Below are 21,663 nucleotides of genomic sequence, written 5' to 3' on the forward strand. Positions count from 1 at the left end.
TTCATTTTATCATACAATACACCCAAACAAAAGAAATGCAATAAAAGGCGCTCCCGTATCCGGGAGCGCTGCTTGCTGGTACAAATACATATGTCAATTCTAACTTTGTTAAACTCGCAATCGCTTCGCTTTTTGCTCGTTATAAAATCACTGCTGACGCAGTTCTACGGGTACGGGGCTTATAACCCCGCACCCGTAATCAAGATATTCCCACCACCTAAAGGTGGTGGGAATATCTTGATTATTTTATATATTATGCCTGGTACTTCTCAAGGCTGGAGAAATCACTCATCATCTCCATGATCTTCCTGCGTCCGGGCTTATTGAGCTTGATATACTGCTGCATAACCTTGCTCTCAATGATCCTGTTGCTCATAGCTGAACCCTTATCAAGGGGAGTAAAGTCAACGGGGTTGAGATTAAGTGCTTCACACATACGGATAACTGTTCCGTATGCCATACCTTCTATTCCACGTTCAAGAGCAGTAACCAGGGTACTGTAAGGAATACCCAGATCGATAGCAAAACGTCTTACGCTCTTGTACTGATTAAGGATCTCTTTTTTTAGTATTTCTGCCTTTGTCATGATGTAAACCTCCTAAAAATGCGCAAAAAATTACAAGTGTGGGAGCCTGTACGGCAAAAACAAGCCCCAAACCAACACTAGTTTCAAAGTATAATGCATATACTTTTTTTCGACAACCCCTTTTTTCAAAAAATATCCATGATAATTTGTAGAATATATGAACGCTTTTTTGGTAATAATTTAAAAATGCCCAATTTGTGCACCATTAGCTATTATAAGCCTCATAGTCTATATTCAAGGCCTTTAAGCTTTTATGGCGATCAAACAGGGCATCAAAAGATTAAATTTTTGTGAATAATACACAATTCAATTAGTACACTAAATAGCGTACACATGCATATAATGAACTATCGAATTATAGCATACCGGAACTTTTTTGCAAGAGCCAAAGACTCAATATGGTCAAGAAGCACACTACGTGCCAGTATTGAGCGGGACAAAATAAGGAGACCTCCCTCTCTGATCTTCTCAGAGAGCTTATCAGCCATAAGATAGGGATCTTCCGCTCTCATAAATATATCGCAGGCACAGATCAGGTCAAAGAATGACTCGCTGCCGGGTATATTATCAGGTTCTATCCTGCCACTGGTGATCCTGGCCATATAACGTCCAAGACCTGCTACAATAGCATTTTCTTCCATGCCGTAGAGGTCACTGTTCTTCCAGGTATGGGCAATGGATGAGAGATTGGCACCAAATCCACAATCAATCTCCAAAAGAGTAAAATACGCATCCTTATTATCCAAAAGGCGCCTGCCTTCAAACTCATGCTCGCCCACAGCTGCTATTAGCTCATCGTATATACCCTCGTAGTTCCAAATATCAAAGCCCCATTTGTCTTTGAAACGGAGCCTGCTGTCTTCCAGCACTATTCCGCCGCTACCAAAGCTCTTGCCGTTTCTGGCTCCGCCCTTGTGATATACAAAGCTGTTGTAACACAAAAGACATCTGTAGCCTGCCTGGCATAGCCTCACTCCCAGATCATCATCCTCAAAATACGCAGGACTGAAGCGATTATCAAGAAGCACCCTCTTGCCTTTTAGTTTTCCGGCAGCTTCAGGAAGACCATAAAGGCCAAAGCCGGAATCTATCAGTATATTATCTGCTGCCTCTCTCCTTATGAGCACGCAAAAGCCGGTGAGCCTTGCTCTGTTCTCATATGGATGAGCTGACGGAATATTATTGTTATCGCCAAAGAGCATATATGCAGACAGATCAGGAGCTGCATCAGAGCCCTGAAAGAGCAAAGGCCTCTCGCCGCCCTGGGGACCCTCCGGATACTCATCCTCATCAATAGCCAGATCCACGGTCTGTTCCAGCGCATTATTGGATACAGGTCCAGTGGCTCCCACGCTTCTATCCTCATACAGGCCCATCCTCAGATAAAAGAGGGAATCCCTGGTAAGAACAGCATCATTATTTAATAGAAGGATGTCTCTGCCCGGACTGCATTCCAAAAAACCGATGTTGCAACCTGGCGCAAAACCCACATTGTCACCTGATTCAATAAGGCGTATCCCATCCTGATCCCTGAGAAAGTCCACTACTCCATCTGTTGAAGCATTATCCACCACAATTATCTCATCTTCAGGAGAAATCTCTTTTTTTACAGCTTCCAGACACTGCTTCATCAGATCCTTCTGATTATAGGAAAGGATGATGACAGATATGGGATTAATAGCGCCGCCCCTATCAGCAGCCTCTTTGACAGACTTTTCTATCTCCTGCCTGTCAGCAGGATCAGTGCAGCTCTTAAGAGCTCTCTCAAAACAGAGCATCGCTTGGGAGGGATTAACAGGAAGATACCACAGTCCCAGCATATAGCTCAGCTCAGAATCATACCTGGCAGATCTGCAGCCAATACCTCCGGACAAAGCCAGAAAGCTCTCCTTCCTGCTGCCCAGAGCAGTAAGGGCAGAAGCTGCATAAAGTGCAAGCTCAGCGCACATATCTGCATCTTCTCCTGCTACCACGATAGGTTCCTTGCCGGGATCGCTGTCCTCCCCTGCAAGCCTCTTTAGTTCTCTCCGGCAGGCTTCGAGGCCTTTATTATATTCTTCCTTGTTGATCAGATCCGCGATGTACTCAAACATATGCTTCCTCCGCCAAAAGGGCATAATAATGCACGATATTACATATATTATTTTATCATATTATGATAAGAGGAGTAGCATAGTCGGATAAAAATCCAAAAAACTTAGACTAAAGAAAAAAGTCTGAAAAATCATCATAAATTCACAAATAACTATTGATTTCCTTGCCTTTTTATGATAATATTGAGATGAGTAAATCTGGATACAAAGCCGGAACCTCGCCCAGCAGGAAAACCAATGGATTGGTATGAGAAAGGATGATACCTGCTTATCAAGGAAGAAAGGAGGGCTCGGGTATGGCTAATGTCAATATGAGTGGCGTTTATAACCACTTCCTAACATCGTATGCGCCGAAGGATATCACTAAAGCAGATTCCCATAAAAAGGATGAGCTTAAGGATATCTATAAGTCTATTGTGCGCATAAATAAGGACTCCCCCCTCTATCTTCAAAGTCAGGATGAGGCATTGGAAGAAAGTGCCATCACCCTCAAAGAGGCTGCCCGCAGATTCCAGGCCCAGCTAACTGAGCTTAAGGGTGCAGGCGAGAATGACTTTGGTTCCAAGATTGCATATACCAGTGATGAAGAAGCAGTAAAGGTCACCTACATAGGTCCTCACGATCAGGATGCTCCTTCTTTTACCATGGAAATCGATAATATAGCTGTCCCTCAGGTAAATACCGGTTCTTACATGACAGATTCCAAGACCAGCCTTGAAGCCGGCAGCTACTATTTTGATGCCAGGATAGGCAATCAGAATTATGAATTCCAGTTCACCATAGGCGCGGGAGACAGCAACAGATCCATCCAGAACAGGATAGCAGGACTGATCAACAAAGCCGGAGTTTCTCTGAGCGCAGAAATCATAGAAGGCGACAATGATACAGCAGCCATCAAGATCAGCTCTGATCTTGTTGGTAGTCCGGATAATAATAACAAGATCTTTGAACTAAAGGATGCTCTTACAAGTCCCAGGCACGGTATAGTGCCTTACTTTGGACTGGATCTCACAAGCCAGTATCCACTTGATGCCTCCTTCTCCGTCAACGGTGAGCAGCATCATTCCTCTTCCAATCATTTCACGGTTGGTTCTGTATACGACATAGAGATACAGGCCGCTTCGGATGCGCCCATATTCATAGGCACCAAGTCCGATGGCGACACAATCATAGATAATGTAGCCCGTTTGGCCCGCAGTTACAATCACTTCCTGGATGAAGTGTCAACAATAGGCGGCGGAAGCTTTAGCCACGAGAAGGTTGGCAACGCCATCAAGTCCTTCTCCGGTCCTATCCGCAGTTCACTGGAAGATATTGGCATCAGCAAGAGCGAAGACGGCAGGATTGTATTCGACGATTCCAAGCTTCGCGCCATGGGCTCCGAGGAAGAACGTGAGGAAAAGATCCAGCCTATCAAGGATCTAACCGACAGCTTCTACGAAATGACAAAGGACATCATGCTGGATCCTATGAAATTCACAGACAGGCCCATCGTCAATTACAAGAATCCGGGCCACGGCTACAACAATCCCTACATCACCAGCGAATACTCGGGTATGATGTTCAATAACTACTGCTAAATATTTTAGCCGCGTGAATCGTCGAGGGCGGTCCTTACTACCTGGTCCATGTTGTAATATTTGTAGCGGCCAAGGCGTCCCCCGAAGGTGAAGCGAGGGTACTCATCTGCAAGCTCCAGGTAGCGCTCCATCAGCAAGTTATTACGATCATCATTCATAGGATAGTAGGGCTCATCACCTTCCTTCCAGCTGGCAGGATATTCTCTGGTAATGACAGTACCGTTTCCCTTTCCAAATTCAAAATGCTTGTGCTCTATGATCCTGGTATAGGGCACTTCTTCTGCTGTGTAATTAACTACGGCGCAGCCCTGATAATTGTCAATATCAGGAAGGACCTCCGTCTCAAACCTAAGGGATCTGTATTCCAGATAGCCCAGCCTATGATCAAAGAATTCGTCTATCATGCCGGTGTATACGCAGTGTTCAAAGCTATCCCCGCTTCGGGAAATAATAGGCGCATCCCCGGTTATAGTCTTTTTATCAACAAGGTCATCAAAGAAAGTACCTGTCATGACAGTGATATTGTCATCACATCGTCCCCCATCTATGCCCAGGAGCTTTTCACATATCAATGTATAACCGCCCACAGGGATACCCTGATAGGGATCGTTGAAGTAGTTGTTATCATATATAAAACGGAAGGGGAGCCTCTTTATGATAAAAGAAGGAAGCTCGCTGCAGGGACGCCCCCACTGCTTTCTGGTATAACCGGCGATGAGCTTCTCATATATGTCCCTTCCTGCCAGCATCAGTCCCTGTTCTTCAAGACTCGCAGCTTCAAAAGAGGCAATATCTTCTTCCGTGACATTATCACAGCCCCTCTTATGCAGGATCTCTATTACCGCTTCCCTGCTCTGCCTGTCTATGATCTGCCTGGCTTCATCAGGAGTCTTTATCCCCCACATCTTGGAAAAAGTGTTCATGTTAAAGGGCAGATTATAGAGTTCATCATGATATACGGCAACAGGGCTGTTAACATAATTATTAAAACGAGCAAACCTGTTCATATAATTCCAGACTTCCTCATCCGAAGTATGGAAAATATGAGCTCCGTACTCATGGACAGTGATACCGTTCACATCACAGGTCCTGATATTGCCGCCTATAGCATCTCTCTTGTCTATTACCAGGCATTTCATGCCCTTGTCAGCAATCTGCCTTGCATAAACGCAGCCATACAGGCCGGCTCCCACTATAAGATAATCATATTTCATAGCTTCCACTCCTCATAAAATAAAAGACCGCCTGATCTTACAGACGGTCCCAAAAATATTCACTGATAATAGATCACAGCAGCTTATTGAGCTCATCAATATTAGCAACGTCTGTAGCTCTCTTATTCTCTGCCTGGATCTGAAGATATACTTCTTCTCGGTAGATCGGGATCTCCTTAGGTGCTGCGATACCCAGTTTAACCTGATCCCCCCTGATCTCAAGTACAGTTACCTGAATATTGTTGTTGATAATGATAGCTTCATTTTTCTTTCTTGACAGTGCAAGCATCTCTTGTCCCTCCATGACTGCGACTTTTTCCACATCCGCTTTATCTTAGCACGCATCCGGCCTTTTCGCAATATGAAAAATATCGCATGGGTATATATTCTTGGACAAAGATCACAAAAATACATAATTAATACTTAGATTTTGCCTTCATTGGCCTCTTTCATCTTTTTGAGGATCTCATAAACAGGCTGTTTTACCTCATATCTGTCATCATCTACGATAACCTGAACCGCATTTCTGTTATCGGTATTGATGATGAAGGGGCCCCTGAGATTGGCAGTCATCTTGGTCAGATCATGAGGAACAGTGATGGTTACCAGTATCAGAAGATTATCACTTCCAATGGGCTTAACATCCTCAAGTACATCATCATCGATGAGAGGATCATAATGCTCATCCACATGAAGAGGATCTATCACAGGCATGGCAAATGAAGGCTCATCAATGGATTGGAGCCACTGAATGTTGTGGGAACCTTTGTCTTTATCATACATAAGGGCAAAGCGCTTGAGATCAGGAAAACCTATGATTCCCTTAGGGAAGGTCAGAATCTTGTCATCACTGATATGTGCTTCTCCAAAAATTCTTGTATTAAGTTCCATGTTTGTCCTCCATTGCAGCCACTTAAAGCGACTATATTCATATAATATGAAAATATTGTATTGCTTTTCAAAACCATATTTCGGACAAATATACCAATAACATTATAGGTATATAAAAGAATTCGGAAATCGATATTTTGCTTCGCAAAATATCTTTTTTCCTCATCCTTTGGTATATACTCTACATAATATGATGATATACGATCTGCTACGCTGCTTTGCAGCTCTCGCAGATCTACAAATTCAATTAATCTACATAATATGATGATATACGATCTGCTACGCTGCTTTGCAGCTCTCGCAGATCTACAAGAATTCGGAAATCGATATTTTGCTTCGCAAAATATCTTTTTTCCTCATCCTTGTTACGGTCATGAAAGCAAGAATCGCTTCATGCGAGCATGAGCGATTCTTGCTTTATGACTCGTATATCATCATATGTATTTCATCAGGCTCTCGCTCATGATCTTGCTGGTGGCCATGAGGGATGACTGGTAGGTGAGCTCTGCGGTGGACAGGTTGGTAGCTACTTCTGCCAAATCTATATCCTCATTATCGGACTGCAGCGTCTTAAAGGTAGTCAGCTGATTCTGGAGCCTTGACTGGATCATGGACAGGCGCCTTGACCTGGTACCGTTTTCGGTAACGGCCACATTGGCCTTGTTCAGTGCTTCCTGGAAGCCTGTGATCTTATTGCCAAAGCCTTCCTTGAGCTCATTCTTCAGATTGTCATATACCTTCTGAACTGCATCTATTTCTTTTTGTATATTATCCTTTTTAGTAGGATCGGTCTCAGCAGACTTGGTCTCCTTCATGGTATTCAACATGGAATAATACTCGGTCATCTGGTCCACGATTCTCTGGAGATCCTCTACATTTCTCTTGACTGCCGTTGTGAATACCTCGTCAGCAGTAGTATTTACAGGTATCTCCTGACCATAACCCACATCATATTTCATGATATGATCGGCATTTCCTCCGTTATACTGGATATTGATGCCATTATCCACATTCCTGCATTTCATCAGGTTCTCAGGCCTGATGTCACCTGTTTCCCATGCAGACTTATCATAGACTACATCTATGGTATTGGCATTGACCAGTCTTCCCAGTCCTCCCAGCTTCTGCCTAAGGGCCTCAGACAAAAGCACCTCGCCGGAAGTGGAATTTACTACATAAGCATACTCGCCTTCTCCCTTCATGTTCGCCAGCTTTTCATATACTTCATCTATAACTTTAGCTTCTGTTGTAGCCTGGTCAATCACCTGTACTATAGTCCCATCATCCAGCTCTATACCGGGCTTTAATACAGTTTCTATATAAGAGCTGTGGATACTGCCGTTGGATGCCAGATTGACCACATTGGGAGTAGTTGTAAGAGTAGCACCCTTGGCGCTCTTCTCATCAGTTATCTGATAAGTACCGTCAGTATTTACCGTTGCTATATAATTGGTTCCCGTGATCACCATCTTATACGGGCTCTCAGAAGCTCCGGGCAGAGGCACAGTGAGTACTGACTCACCTGTTGTTCCCGGGGTAAAAGATACTTCGGACAGCTCCAGTGTAGAGATACTGGTAGTGACCGCCTTGATCTTGCCCACACCCATCTCATAGGCGCCACTCTTGTCGCCGCCTACCAGTACGCCGTTTTTATCCAGCTGAACGGTGCCCAGCATCCTGACTTCTCCGCTTTTACTCACATTCTCTATAGAGATGGTATAGCCCTTGGCCTTGCCTTCAAAGTCATCTATCCTGGTAGCAACATAGGAAGTGGTAGTTCCATCAGGCTCATCTACAATGATCTTATTCTCAGTAGTGGGGATACATGCCTTATGTGTGACGCCCTCAGCATCCTGATAAATGATATTCAGCGCATCCTGAGTACCCTTCTTGTGAGTTGTAGCTTCATCCAGTGTATAGAGCTTGGTGGTAGCAGATACATTCATGGATTCCCTGAAGCGAAGTGCTATATCTGCGATATAGTCTTTGTCAGGACCCACGGAAGTCTCAAGATTGTCATAGGAGAGCCTGAGCCTTCCAACCTCTACGCTGCTGATATCAGACTGAGCTACGAATTTATTGTCGCCTGCCGCAAGCTTGTATGCGCCAAGGAGTCTGGTAGATTTGTCCAGATCTCCTGCATTAAATTCATCATTGATATCTTCGTAGTAGGAGGTATCTACACCAGGGAAGGTAAGAGCTGTGTCAGTCCTGTAGCCGGTAAAGATATATCTTCCTGCGTAATTCTCATTACCTGTGGAATAATATTCATCAGACAATGCAGCCATCTCGGTCAGTATGGTCTGTACATCCTCCAGCTTCTCATACTGATTGACGCCCTTATTGGCCTGCTGTATAAGAGCCGTGAGCACGTCTGTGACTGTAGAGAGGGAATCCTGGGTAACATCCAGCCAGCTCTCAGCATCCTTGGCATTCTTTTCATAATACTGACTCAGCTCAGTAACATTGCTTCGAAGGCGCAGTGCTCTGATAGCTATAACAGGATCATCCGAAGGCCTGGTCAGCTTCTTGCCTGTGGCGATCTGAGTATTCAGATTGTCCTCGATGTTCTTGTTATTGTTGATGTTAAACATGGAATTGTTCTGCATTATCCTGTTAGTAATTCGCATTTATATCCTCCAACGGCTCGCAACCTTCGAGCCACTGCTCGAAGTTGCCCTGTAAACTCTTTGCGTTTACAGATTCATACACCGGTTTCAAGAATCAGTCTGTCGTATATCTCTGAGAAGGTCTGCACAACCTTGGCACTGAGCTGATATGCATTCTGGAACTTGACCAGATTGGCAGCCTCTTCATCTTCATCAACGCCCATAATGGACAAGCGCTGATTATCAATGGTATTGGCCAGGGAGGTATAGGTATCCTCCATGGTTTTGGCATTACTCTTATTAAGTGACGCATCAGCCAGTATCTTGTCCAGGAACTCTCCTGATGCGGCGCCTCTGAATATCTGCTTGTTGTTAAACATCTCCTTGAGATCTTTCAGCACCCCAAATTCATCTGCACCCTCTGTAATATCTGCCTTGGTGGATAGGAGGCCGGAATCCTTGACCAGAGAGGAATATACTGCAAAATTCTCAGCTGTGAGGAAATAGTAGCCATAGCTGGTGGATGTCAATTCGCTATAGGTATACTGAGCAGCAATATCTCTGGAGCCTACAGACCTATCACCTGTGAGCATATAGGAGCCCTGACCGGAATCCGATGTAAAGCCATTAGCCATAATACTGTTCACGGATCCTGCAAAATTTCTGACCCACTGGTTCATTTGGGACATATAGTAAGGAATACCCTGGTAATTGATGGAGCAGCCGATGGCTACATTTTCGCCGCCGCCCTGCTTGATCCTGGTGGTATCCACCAAGGTACCGTCATCATTTCTTTCACTTAAGGTAAATCTGTACGTAGAATCACCGTCATACTCCCAGGAATCATATTCATAGGTCCTGGTGCCGACTTCTATGACGCCCATTCCGGGAATGGTACATCTGGCCATATCCTTTAGATATCCATCTGATACACTGACTGTCAGTACTCTGGTATCTGCATTCCAGAAGCTGGACTGACCATTAAAGAACTCCTGGTTATTACCATCTCTCATCTCGATGAGACCCTTTAACTTACCGCCAATATTGGCATTATAAAGGTCAAAATCACCGATAAAGATGTTGCTGCCTTCCTCATAATCGCTGCGGACCCACTTGATATCATAGAGGCCGTCCACATCATTCTGGTTTCTGCTCTCATCTTCTCCTCTGGCTATGCAGTGGAGCTTATTATAGCTGTAGGTATCAACCAGGCACTGTCCGCCGGCTATCCACACTTCATATCTGGTAGCTCCTGTCCAGGAGTCTTCATCATAGGTAACTTCATTTTCACCTTCGGAATTGACCACTACCTTCTGGGGATAGATCTTGGACTCCTTGACCTCAACAGACACGTACTCAGAGAGCTTGTCCACCAGGGCGTCTCTTTTGTCTCTCAGGTCGTTTGCCGTAGTCCTTGTCATCTCAACTACGTTGATCTGCTCGTTGAGAGTAGCTATCTCACCTGCTATGGAGTTGATATCATCACAGGTAGTCCTTATCTCAGAGTTGATATCTGACTGAAGGTTTTTGAGATTGGTACTGAGAGTATTAAAATACTCTGTCACTGAAGACATGGATGATACAAAGGTCGCCTTGTTGGTCTCAGTGCCTGCTGATGTCATTACCGATTCCAGACTGGCTTTCATCCGGGTAAAAAGAGATGAGAATCCGGTGGTACCGTCATCTTCAAGATACTGTTCAATAATACCGCTGTAGTAGTTCTTTTCCTGATACTGCCCCAGCAAAGTCTCGTTGTCCCTATATCTCCTATCGTAAAATTCATCTCTGACTCTCTCGATAGCAATAGTATCTACACCTGCGCCTGCACATCCGTAAGTTGTAAAAACACGGAGAGCTGCGCTGGCTTCCTGAGTCACCTGCTGCCTGGAATAACCCTCGGTATTAACATTGGAGACATTGTTGGCTGTGGTGTTAAGTGCTGCATTGGCAGCCCTCAGTCCGGATGCCGCGATATTAAGTCCAAAAAATTGTGATGCCATATCTTCTCACCTCTTATGCTGCAAGCTATCAGCGACCCAAAGTTGTCACTATATGCTCAAGCATCTCGCTTACTACATTTATGAAACGACTGGATGCGTTATATGCATTCTGAAACTCTATCATGTACTCCAACTCTTCATCACTGGATACTCCTACTATCTGCTCTCTTGCGGCAGAAATTGTAGCTACGGTCATCTCCTGATTCTCTGCCAGAGTCTTGTTGACATTACCTGTATTTGCCACCTGGGAGATCATGGCGTTGTAGTAATCCAGCATATCAACCTTGGTGGTAACACTGGGATTAAGAGTGTATATCTCATCGGTAAAAACGCTCTTTAAGGCCGCAGCCGCAGCCGCATCCTCTTCTCCATCAAGAGTGATAAAGGTATTAAGGGTAGGTGTCTGGAGAAGGAGCTCATTTACCTTGGTATTGGTAACGGAAAAACCTGTCTTCACAGTTCCGGCAGGCATCATCTCAAATCCGCTGGTTTCAGAGCCTATATCATATTTCAGACAGTCTGTATCATCCATCTGGACAAAGATGTCATAGTTGGAAGGAGAATCCTTGCTTGCAGGATTCTTTAACCTGGCCAGGGTAGCCGGATTGGAAGCAGCTTCTTCAATAGCTCTGTTGACCGCCGTGACGATATTGTTGTACATCTGATCAAACTCTGCTTCCAGGTTCATGATGACTGACTGGCTGATATTCTGGTTGTAATATTCTCCTGTGGAATCCTCAGTGATATCATGCCAGGTAGCATGATGATCGCCCCTTGCCAAAAGAGTGGACCTTAGTTCTCCCACATCTGTATTCGCAACAGTGGATACCGTCTGGGTCAGATCATAGACCCTGGCTCCGCTGATATCTACTTTCTTATTGCCGTCCTCATCTCTGTACTGCTTGCCTGCATATTCCCAATATACCGTGATAAAGCCTTCGCTGCTCTCATCAGTATCACAAGCCAGATGATGAACGTTATCTGTCAGTACCAGCTGAGTTCCCTCAAAGCTGACATTGACAGTTCCAAACTTATCCTCTTCGTATTCAATATTTCCCAGCTCTCCCAATCTATCCAGGAGCTTATTTCTGGTATCTCTAAGGTCATTGGCATGCTCTACGCCGCCTGTCTCTATAGCTGTGATCTTGAGGTTCAGCTCATGGATGGCATCTGCTGTATCATTGATCTCATCCACAAGCTTTTTTACTTTGCTGTCCAGATTGTTCTGGTAATCTGTAAAGCCTTTATACACGGCCTTGGCACTCTCGGTAAACTCTGCACATCTGTTGATAAATGCTGACTGATTAACTGCGCTTGTAGGATCCTTGGACAACTCCTGTACTGCAACCCAGAGGTTATTGAGATTCTCCTTGAACTCTGCGCCGTTCATTTCCTGAAGCTGGTCTTCCACATGCTCCAGAGCCTTGGCAGATACATTGTAGAATTCGCTCCTTCCGCTCTCTTTTCTGTAAGAGGCATCCAGAAAAACGCTTCTGACCTGTTTACAATTCACATATGCACTTCCCAGGCCTATCTGCTTGTGAGCAACCGCCGGATCCATGGAGATCGTGTCATAATGTCTGTCTCCCTGGGATACCTGCTGCCTGGTGTAGCCTTCAGTACCAATATTAGCCAGGTTGTGGGCCGTGGTGTTTAAGGCATTTTGTGAAGTTTGAAGGCCGGTAACACCGACGTAGAGATTGGACATTAACATACGCACTTCTCCTTAAATTCCAAATTCCCCGCATGCCAGCATGCAGTGTTTGAATGATTTATCTAAGAATGATATACGAATTGCTCTTGACTTTAGTCATTTTCTCGCAATTCTTTAAATGTCGATTGATCCACTTAAGAATGATATACGAATTGCTCCATGACTTCGTCATTCTCGCAATTCTACAAATATTCGGAAATCGCTATTTGCTTCGCAAATTGCTTTTTTCCTCATATTTGTTAGGATCATCAATTCAAAATGTCTTGCATGCAAGCATGCAGTCATTTTGAATTGTGATACCTATATCATTTAAAAAAGCAGACACATTAGCTGTCTGCTTTGGGAACTACCGAGCGAAACGCCTTGTTACTGCCTGGCATCAAATCTGCCGCTACCGGTTCCAATCAGATCACCTGATGTGCCTGCTGCTTTGTTATAGTTTGCCGTTTCGGGAGCATTGCCTGCCTGCTGAATGATGTTCATCTCAAACTGAACCATCTCAAGTGCGCTGTTTAACAGCTCCTGATTCTGACTGTTAACTCTGCGCACCTGACCGGCGGTGGTAAATAACCTGTCCCGCACTTCTGCCAGCCTTTTCTGCTCCGATGGCCGCTTATCCAGCACGCGAACCAGATCGGTCAGTTTCAATGTCTCAACATCCTTGTTCAGTACTGCTGCAATATCAGACATGGCGGAAAGTCTTTTCTTCTCCAGTTTCTGGATCTTTCCTACGCTTGCCTGCTCCTCATCCGTGATTTGCGAAAGTTTCTCAAGATCTTCGGCCGCTATGACCAAAGTCTTTTTACTCGATAATCCCAAAAGCTCCTGATATGCTTCACACTCCTGATCCAGAATCTCTATAAGATCTTCCATCAGACTAGCCATGGGGTTATCTCCTTTTTTACAAAAGTGATAATTAACTAAAATGATCAGTCAAAGTATGCGATCATCTTGTCTGCGAAATCTTCTGCTTTTACTTCGTAGGTTCCGCTGTCAACCCGATCCTTAAGAGGAGCGATGAGCTCTTCTCTCACATCAGGTGCGTTCTTGATAGCCTGCTTGGCAACCTGGAAGTCACGACCAAAGGATGAGATCTGTACATTGTCTGTACGTACAGCCTTATCCTGTTTTTGGACCGGCGACACTTTAGCCGGGTTGTAAACCTGCTGAACCTGATTATATGCCTCGATACGCATTGCTTTCTCCTTTCCGGGGAGTTCTTTCTTGGACCTCTGGTACTGATGTGGCCGCCCGGAGAGCGAACCCTGCACTTGCCGACCTCCTTGTCTCCAAAAGCGAGTGCTTACTTCTGTTCTTACTTCATTTATCGGTAGAAGTCCTATGAACTTTAGCCCCGACAGCAATTTATTCGCACATAGTAGCATGTTTATAGCTTGTACCATAAGCCTCTGCTGGATTGTGACCATAGTACAATCTTTTTAACAAGCTCTGTTCACTTAAGGCATCCTTCCTTGTGCGAAATAAACAGCTGCATCATCTCTTCGGCTCTTCTTCTGGCCGAAATCACCAATAGCTGCACATTTGTTCATCCTGTCATCCTACATACAATACGTTTGGCATAGAAGCATATGTCAGGTCGATACATTTGATGTCATCCCCGTTCATACATTCCCCGTTTATGCCTTTTTCCTCCTTCCTGATTTAAGCTACAGCTCCTCACACTCTCCTCCACGTGCCCGTGACTTTAGTCCGGTCACACTTTTTTGCCCTTTGGTAGCGGCTGGTATCAAGCGCTGCGTTCACGTTCCTTTTTAAGTCTCTTATTTACATACAAAACACTATCCGCACGGCGTATCAGGGATCTGACGGAGCGGTTGCCCTGCTCGTTTCTCACCCAGCCAATGGATATGCTCAGTTCATAGGGACTCCTGCTGCTATGGTTCTCAACTGCAAGAGTCATATTGATGCAGTCACAAAGCCGGTCCACTTCCTCATCGGAATCGGTCTCCATGACTATGATGAACTCGTCACCTCCAAAGCGTGCTATGAAGGGACGGCCCATAACTCCTCCGCAGGCTTTCCTCAGGCAGGAGGCCACTCGTATAAGTGCCTGGTCTCCTTCATCATGGCCAAAGGTATCATTGATAGCCTTGAAGCTGTTCATGTCCATCATCAGAAGGCATACCCTGCCTCTAAGAGGAGTGGACAATCTGTGCCAGAGGTAACTGTAGAATTCATTACGGTTGTTAAGCCTGGTAAGAGGATCCAGGGATATCAGCTCGTTTTGACAATCCAGATACATGCCAAACAAATAAAACATTATAACTGCAAGCGGCAATATCTGTGTAGAGTCCAAAACGGCAAAAACTATCACCGCTATAGCGGACAGAACCCTGGCAGCTCCATCCATTATCCTACCCATCAGACCACCGCAGAAGGGCAGGGAATAACGCAGGAACTTGAAAGTATAGAGTACAAAAAATACCATCGTCAGCGCCAATATTATGAAATAGAGCACAGTCAAAAAGCCCGAAAGTACATTTAATACCTTCAGTTTGGACGAAGCGCTGATAAATCTAAGGAAATTGAGGAATATAAGAATAGTACCTCCCATGAGAATGACTCTATAAGTCCTGGGCTTATTCTTATTAGAATGGTAACGGCCAATGTTATATACGATCATTCCGCATACAAGCGCTCCAAAGCCATGGAACACAGCGGTTACAAAAAGCAGCTCCATACCTTTTCCTCCTCCATTTTTTCATACTCCCGGGTATCCTTATCGAAGCAAAATCCTGAGCAATGCTCATTTTTCCCCTTTGCCTCGGATTCCCACTTACCACACTCCGGGGAGTTTATCGGATGCTCTCTCCCAAAACTTTATAGCTGTTTTAAAATTTTTTTGAAAAATTTTTTGACGGCTCTTTATAGCCTTATATATTAAATTATGAGGTAGGTGTCAAAACAAAAAATGCCCTCTTTACCATTTTACCGGTAAAGGGGGCAGATCATATTTTTGACAAGTATATCAGCAAATATTATTTATCATTGGGATCAAGGGGCTTACCCTGAGCGATCTCAAGGTCTACACCTGTCTCGTTGGGGAGGTTGTCCTCAAACTTGTAATCCTTGCCCGGCAGTACTGCATTGAGGAATATACCTACCAATGAGCCTGTAGCCAGACCGGAGAAGGATACATCTCCGAAAGGAAGAGGAAGAGCACCTGCTGCGGAATAGCTGATACCAATGGTCAGTACCATGATCATAGCTGCAATCAGTACGTTACGGCTCTTGGTGAAGTCCACGTGAGTCTCAACCAGGTTCCTGACACCTACTGCAGAGATCATACCATAGAGAACCAGTGAGATACCGCCAATGGTACCGCCGGGCATTGTCTCAATGATAGCTGCAAACTTTGGGCAGAAGGACATCAGGCAGGCAAAGCATGCTGCAAGACGGATAACTGCAGGATCATATACCTTGGTCAGTGTGAGCACACCTGTATTCTCACCATAAGTAGTATTGGCAGGTGCGCCAAAAAGTGAAGCAAGTGCAGTTGCAAGACCGTCACCTGTCAGAGTCCTGTGAAGACCGGGATCCTTGATGTAATTGCGGTCAACTGTTGATGAGATAGCTGAAATATCTCCGATGTGCTCCATCATGGTAGCAAAAGCGATAGGCACGATAGTGATAATGGAAGTGATGAGATATCCAGTATTGCAGTTGCCAATAAGAGAGAATACTGTACTCTCCATGCGGATAGGAAGTCCGATCCAGGGAGCTGCAGCTACAGCATCAAAAGCGATCATCTCGATGCCTGCCATATCCATGACAAGAGCTACAAGATAAGAACCAAGAACGCCCAGCAGGATAGGTACGATCCTCACCATGCCTCTGCCCCAGATATTGCAGCAGATCACGATAACGATAGCTGTCAGAGCAGGGATCCAGTTCCAGTTATCAGAACAATTATTGATAGCTGAAGGTGCAAGATTAAGGCCTATTGATATGATAATGGGACCTGTTACAACAGGCGGGAAGAACTTCATGACTCTGCCTGCGCCAAAGGTCTTGAAACAGAAAGCAAGTACCAGATACAAAAGACCTGATACAGCAACACCTGCGCATGCATAAGGCAAAAGCTCGGTATTGGATGATCCATCTGCCATAAGAGGTGCTACAGCAGCATAGCCTCCCAGAAATGCAAAAGATGAACCAAGGAATGCAGGGACCTTACCCTTAGTGACCAGATGAAAGAGCAGTGTACCCAGACCTGCAAAAAGCAGTGTGGTAGACACGCTCAGACCTGTGATGATAGGAACCAGTACAGTTGCGCCGAACATGGCGAACATGTGCTGAAGTCCCAGTACCAGCATCTTGGGCGTACCCAGTTTTCTGGCATCGTAAATAGCTTCTTCACCGACTTTGACGTTAGACATGAAATCCTCCTCCCAATATTTTCACTTTGAACGGTTACTCAAATCCTTGTATATTATAATGCATGCCAAGAGGATTTCAAGCATTATTTTATGGCTGGCGGAAGTGCAGCTGCAGAAGTTATTTTATACGCTCGCTGCACTTCAAATGGCGTTTTTACTAAATTCTTCCGCAGCCTTCTTTTCAATACGCCGCACTCGAAAGAACTCGCATGGCTTCGCCCTGCTCAGACAACTTTCTCGTGGGCGCTTTGAAGGCTGCGTATGAAGAATTAGTAAAAAACTATATTCTTGGATAAAAAATCCAAGAATATAGGCCATTTGAAGTGAATGCTCGCTTAGTAAAATAATCTTCTGACGCTGCATGCTACTGACATCACGTGCGAGCAGAACTAAAAAAGGAAACTGCATCCATGTATAATGCAGCTTCCTTCATATATTCGTACATTCTTTATTATGAGATAGGTATCAAAAGTTCCTTTTAGCCCTTACTTCAGATTATTTTACTTCAAATGTCTTTTCCAACTTTTCATCACTAAAGCTGATAAGCTCGGACATTTCAAACTCAACCGGCGAATCGCTTGTTAGCGTATATGCTTCCTGACAATCTTCAATCGTTACTCCCGGCTTTATCTCCTTTTGAGATATCCCTGCATCATACATGTCGTCATCCAAAGCGATGGCAGTATCCAACTCAATTCCATCCTGATAAGCTTTAGAACTTAGCGACCATAATGCAGACTGAGCCTCATCCGAATTGTTTGTAAAATCATAATGAATGACAATCATTGGATTGCCTTCATAATCCTCGCCAAACGTTGCATCATTTATTTTTACGTGATAATCGCCCAGATCTCCCTCATCGCTAGTCGTGGCACTTTCTTCCTCTTCTGGTGCCTCGTCCTCTACAGATTCAGCTTCCTCTTCTGCTTCTGATGCTTCTTCTATTTCCTCAGCATCCTCAGGTTCTGATGTTGGCTCAACCTCTTCTTTTTCCGGTTCCGCAGTTTCTTCTTTTTGAACCTCTGTACTTGTTGCCGTTTCCGATACAGCCGTATCACCGGATGAGCTTCCGCATGCAACGAGCATGCCGCACATAGTAAATGCCATTACCGCCATGATAAACTTATTCTTCATTCATGCCTCCTTATGTTTTTTATCTAAAACAATTGCTAATACTGCCATTACCAAGCATATTGCGCCCCATCCTGCCCATATCTTAAGGTCTCCATAGCTTCCTGCACCTGCAAAACCAATCACCACAGCTATTGCATATAATACAATCAGTGCTATATTTCCCCCTTTCTTCTCACTTTTTCTGGTAGCAATAGATACGATTCCACCGGCCAGCAACATCACCGCCACAACCAAACCGGCAGTTCCGCTAACTTCACCATTTTCCGATAGTGCATTTGATAATCCTGCCGCGCAAGACTGAAGTGAAATTATCAGAAACAGTATGATATTCAGTATTCCAGACACAAGTTTCCATATTTTCATAAACCGTACCTCCTTATTTAGTTTACTTATCGGAATTTATACTCAATATATTAAGTATAGTCAACGAATTAACTATGCTACTGTTTCATAAGAGGTGAAAATCAAATGATTTCATATCAGCCTTTTTATGAAACACTCCAAAAAAGAAATATTACTGAATATGAGCTTATTTTTAAGCATGGTATATCTGCCAACACGCTTCATCGCATGAAGCATGGCAAGCCTATTACCACCTCTACTTTGGATACACTCTGCTTTATTCTGAATTGCTCTGTCGAGGAAATCCTTTATCACGATAAAAGCCAGTAAATGTACTGTACAGGCATTGTATTTTATCAATCTAACCAATTAACAATATTCTCGATCATCATATTATTCTCATGTGTATATTGATCTGAAATAGTTCTCTGTTGTCTGCCGGCAAAGATGCCAAACTAAATCATTTCTTTTTATTCCCAAAGTATTAAACTAATAGTATATAAAATATCATTTAAAAAGATTCGAAATCACAAGCATGTAATTCTTAATTTTATAATCTCGGGGGGGGGAGAGGAACACAATGAATAGACAACTATATCTACATATGATTAGTAAGACTTGGCAAACTCTCACCGCTATACTACTGTTTTCTTTTCTCATAGGCGTTTTCCCCTGCACAGACAGCAATATAATAGCCTTGGCAGCTTCCGAAGAGGCGAACATAGCTGCCGCGACCACTACAATCTCTCAGCTTGAAGAAGCCCAGCGCGCTGCCGCCATGGAAAGCGCAGAGGCAAACAGAGCTGCTGCTATAGAGACAGAGACCAAACGTCTCAAATATGAATCTGTTTACAGAAAGCTTGCCGACGGCATGGATATCAATCTTCTGATAGTAGGGGACAGCATAGGTGCGGGCTCCGGAGCATCAGATGATGAGCACAAATGGGCCAATATCCTGAAAGCAGGTCTTGAAGAAGAATATGGAGTTGCAGTCAATATGACCAATGTCTCCATGGGAGGCAATGCTTCTTATGCTGGATATGTCAGGACAATGGAGCTGGCAGCAAGCGCTGATAAAACAGGGAAAGATAGTGTCAGCAGGGAATTGGCAGATGGAGTTCCTGCAAGCGGGGAATTTACAGCCCGCGAAGACTTTGACCTTGCCATCCTTTGTTATGGGCACAATGACAGCAAGAAGAACTTTAGCCTCTTTTACGAATCTATCATCCATGCTCTGAAGATAAGCTATCCTCGCATCTCCATTATCTGCATCCAGGAATCCAGTCAAAAAGAATACACAGAAAAAATGCAGGCCATCAGCATGATCGCAGAGCATTACGGCCTGCCCGTGGTTGATACCATTGCACCCTTTCAGGACGATTATCAGAACCTGGTGAGTGACCATATCCATCCCAATGATGCAGGGCAAGAGATCTACTATGAGTGTGTGAAGTGTCTTATTGATTCACGAGTGAGTCAAAGACAAGGTCATGACCCATCCGGCATAGCTGTCATAGATGAGAGAATGGATATTTTTGATTCCTTTAGATATTATCCCCCTGAGCTCTTTGAGAGAGAAGGAAATACCCTCACTCTCTATACGCAGGATGCGGGGACAATACTTGGAATGGACTTTAAGATGACTCCCGGACTTAATTCATGCCGGGTGATCATAGACGGCGAGGAATATAGCACTGCTCAGTTTAACTTCAAGCAGGATTACAAGCAGCGCCACATCAAGGTCATCAATGGCTGGCCTGAGGGAAGCTCTTTTGAGATCAAAAAAGCCATCAGCATCGAATTCACAGACGATGCCGATGGCAAATACAGAGCCGATAACTTTGCGGGACTGATGATAAGCGGGTAAGTCAGATCATACGCTCTTTGACGATATTATGCACAAACACGTCGAACCTTGGCAGTGTGAAGCAGATAATTCCATGTGTAGAGACATCTATCAGGCCCTTGTCACGAAGCCTTGCCCTGTATTGAGCAAACTCGTTTTGCTTTTTGGAAGTGATCTCCAGCAGTTCAGATACCGGCATACTTTCTTTTTGTACTATATGTGTCATGTACCATTTATCCGTTTCTGAAAGCTCTGACCATATCTTCTTATATACATAGTGGCTAAGCGCTTCATCCAGGCGCAGCAGTACCCTATCAGTAACTGTGTGCTTATCCTCTTCCCAGACATACTTCCCCAGTGCCTGATAAGCAAAGGGATAGCCTCTTGTGATCAAGGCCATCTCCATAGCAGCTTCATAAGATATCTTCAGCACGCTTGAATATCTCTCAGCTATAAGAGTCAGATTTAAAGGCTCCATTTCATACTGGGTAGCTCTATATAAAAAAGTGAGATTCTTTTCATTTTTGAGATCATGGATATTCTTATATAGGCCGGCCATCAGTAAATATACAGGCAGGTCTTCTCTGATCAATATCTGAAAGCTGCTGGCAAATTCTCTCATATGTGAAGTATTGGATACCTCATCTACAGTAACCAACAGCCTTTTATGCTGTCTGCCAATTTCCTTTAGTATGATCTCAAGCGCCGATTCTATATCTGCAACAGGCGCCTTGCTGCTGATGTTCAGACCGATTCCAAATTTTGACAGATTAACCGAAGCATCGATAAAAGCACTAATGAATTCTCTGCTGTCATAGAGCTTTCCCACCAGACTCTCCAACATATTTCTCTCAGAGTTAAGTCTGACAATGATCCAGTCGTTCATTTCTGCAATTATCTTTTCAATAGAGGTCATGGTAACCGTTTTGCCGCTTCCTCTGGTTCCTGTCAGCATGAAGCAGTTATTCTGCGCCGCATCATCAGTCAGTTCCTGGACTATTTCATCGATCAACAGTTCTCTGCTTATGTATTGAGTTGGGACTTTCCCAAAATTGATAACAAAAGGATTACGTTCCATAGTACCTCTCTTTTATATATTTCTATATACTTTTAAAATTCTATATATTTTTATATACTTCTATATATTCTTATATACTTTTGTATTAATTATATATTTCTATATACTTTTGTCAACCTATCCTCTTTTGCAATGAATTCGTCATCAACTCAAAAAGCCCTCCAATACCAATAGCT

Annotated in this window: 18 protein-coding genes; 3 read left to right on the plus strand and 15 right to left on the minus strand. The window is 44.1% G+C overall.

What is annotated here, in order from left to right; translation table 11 throughout:
* Window positions 1-253: 253 nt before the first annotated feature.
* Complete coding sequence (locus G636_RS0100460) at window positions 254-586, minus strand: helix-turn-helix domain-containing protein (protein ID WP_026506409.1); 333 nt, start codon at window positions 584-586, stop codon at window positions 254-256.
* Between the two features lie 347 nt (window positions 587-933).
* Window positions 934-2,679 (minus strand): glycosyltransferase, encoded by a 1,746-nt coding sequence (locus tag G636_RS0100465; RefSeq protein WP_026506410.1) that lies wholly within the window; start codon window positions 2,677-2,679, stop codon window positions 934-936.
* A 296-nt stretch (window positions 2,680-2,975) separates the two neighbouring features.
* Here G636_RS0100465 and G636_RS0100470 point away from each other — a divergent pair, with 296 nt between their 5' ends.
* Window positions 2,976-4,259 (plus strand): hypothetical protein, encoded by a 1,284-nt coding sequence (locus tag G636_RS0100470; RefSeq protein WP_155832280.1) that lies wholly within the window; start codon window positions 2,976-2,978, stop codon window positions 4,257-4,259.
* 5 nt (window positions 4,260-4,264) lie between these two features.
* Here the strand turns inward: G636_RS0100470 and glf are convergent, their stop codons facing one another.
* From glf to G636_RS0100535, 12 genes are all read right to left on the minus strand, one after another.
* Window positions 4,265-5,473: a UDP-galactopyranose mutase gene (gene glf, locus G636_RS0100475; RefSeq protein ID WP_026506412.1), complete on the minus strand. Its 1,209-nt coding sequence runs from the start codon at window positions 5,471-5,473 to the stop codon at window positions 4,265-4,267.
* A gap of 73 nt (window positions 5,474-5,546) precedes the next feature.
* Window positions 5,547-5,762 carry a carbon storage regulator CsrA gene (csrA, locus tag G636_RS0100480; protein ID WP_026506413.1) on the minus strand — a complete coding sequence of 72 codons (216 nt, stop codon included), beginning with the start codon at window positions 5,760-5,762 and terminating at the stop codon, window positions 5,547-5,549.
* A 134-nt stretch (window positions 5,763-5,896) separates the two neighbouring features.
* Window positions 5,897-6,364: a flagellar assembly protein FliW gene (fliW, locus tag G636_RS0100485; protein WP_026506414.1), complete on the minus strand. Its 468-nt coding sequence runs from the start codon at window positions 6,362-6,364 to the stop codon at window positions 5,897-5,899.
* 434 nt (window positions 6,365-6,798) lie between these two features.
* Window positions 6,799-8,994 carry a flagellin N-terminal helical domain-containing protein gene (locus G636_RS16625; RefSeq protein ID WP_081668192.1) on the minus strand — a complete coding sequence of 732 codons (2,196 nt, stop codon included), beginning with the start codon at window positions 8,992-8,994 and terminating at the stop codon, window positions 6,799-6,801.
* 74 nt (window positions 8,995-9,068) lie between these two features.
* Window positions 9,069-10,973: a flagellar hook-associated protein FlgK gene (flgK, locus tag G636_RS19125; RefSeq protein WP_026506415.1), complete on the minus strand. Its 1,905-nt coding sequence runs from the start codon at window positions 10,971-10,973 to the stop codon at window positions 9,069-9,071.
* 28 nt (window positions 10,974-11,001) lie between these two features.
* The gene (gene flgK, locus G636_RS0100500) at window positions 11,002-12,687 is read right to left on the minus strand and encodes a flagellar hook-associated protein FlgK (protein ID WP_081668193.1); all 1,686 of its coding nucleotides are present in this window, start codon (window positions 12,685-12,687) and stop codon (window positions 11,002-11,004) included.
* Window positions 12,688-13,053: 366 nt separating this feature from the next.
* Window positions 13,054-13,572 carry a flagellar protein FlgN gene (locus G636_RS0100505; RefSeq protein WP_242826892.1) on the minus strand — a complete coding sequence of 173 codons (519 nt, stop codon included), beginning with the start codon at window positions 13,570-13,572 and terminating at the stop codon, window positions 13,054-13,056.
* Window positions 13,573-13,616: 44 nt separating this feature from the next.
* On the minus strand, window positions 13,617-13,958 hold the full coding sequence (gene flgM / locus G636_RS0100510) for a flagellar biosynthesis anti-sigma factor FlgM (protein ID WP_242826893.1): 342 nt from the start codon (window positions 13,956-13,958) through the stop codon (window positions 13,617-13,619).
* A gap of 476 nt (window positions 13,959-14,434) precedes the next feature.
* Window positions 14,435-15,388 carry a GGDEF domain-containing protein gene (locus tag G636_RS19130; protein ID WP_051226346.1) on the minus strand — a complete coding sequence of 318 codons (954 nt, stop codon included), beginning with the start codon at window positions 15,386-15,388 and terminating at the stop codon, window positions 14,435-14,437.
* A 298-nt stretch (window positions 15,389-15,686) separates the two neighbouring features.
* Window positions 15,687-17,087, minus strand: a complete 1,401-nt coding sequence (locus G636_RS0100520) for a uracil-xanthine permease family protein (protein ID WP_026506420.1) — start codon at window positions 17,085-17,087, stop codon at window positions 15,687-15,689.
* A 495-nt stretch (window positions 17,088-17,582) separates the two neighbouring features.
* Complete coding sequence (locus G636_RS19135; RefSeq protein ID WP_051226347.1) at window positions 17,583-18,221, minus strand: DUF5067 domain-containing protein; 639 nt, start codon at window positions 18,219-18,221, stop codon at window positions 17,583-17,585.
* Window positions 18,222-18,584 (minus strand): hypothetical protein, encoded by a 363-nt coding sequence (locus G636_RS0100535; RefSeq protein ID WP_026506422.1) that lies wholly within the window; start codon window positions 18,582-18,584, stop codon window positions 18,222-18,224.
* Window positions 18,585-18,689: 105 nt separating this feature from the next.
* Here G636_RS0100535 and G636_RS21130 point away from each other — a divergent pair, with 105 nt between their 5' ends.
* Both G636_RS21130 and G636_RS0100545 read left to right on the plus strand, forming a co-directional pair.
* Entirely contained in the window at window positions 18,690-18,893 is a 204-nt protein-coding gene (locus G636_RS21130) for a helix-turn-helix domain-containing protein (protein WP_026506423.1), read from the plus strand.
* 274 nt (window positions 18,894-19,167) lie between these two features.
* The gene (locus G636_RS0100545) at window positions 19,168-20,430 is read left to right on the plus strand and encodes an SGNH/GDSL hydrolase family protein (RefSeq protein WP_026506424.1); all 1,263 of its coding nucleotides are present in this window, start codon (window positions 19,168-19,170) and stop codon (window positions 20,428-20,430) included.
* A 1-nt stretch (window position 20,431) separates the two neighbouring features.
* Here the strand turns inward: G636_RS0100545 and G636_RS0100550 are convergent, their stop codons facing one another.
* Window positions 20,432-21,487, minus strand: coding sequence for an ATP-binding protein (locus tag G636_RS0100550; RefSeq protein ID WP_026506425.1), 1,056 nt, complete (start codon window positions 21,485-21,487; stop codon window positions 20,432-20,434).
* Between the last annotated feature and the right edge of the window lie 176 nt (window positions 21,488-21,663).

The organism is Butyrivibrio sp. MC2013, from assembly GCF_000424585.1.
GTDB lineage: Bacteria > Bacillota > Clostridia > Lachnospirales > Lachnospiraceae > Butyrivibrio.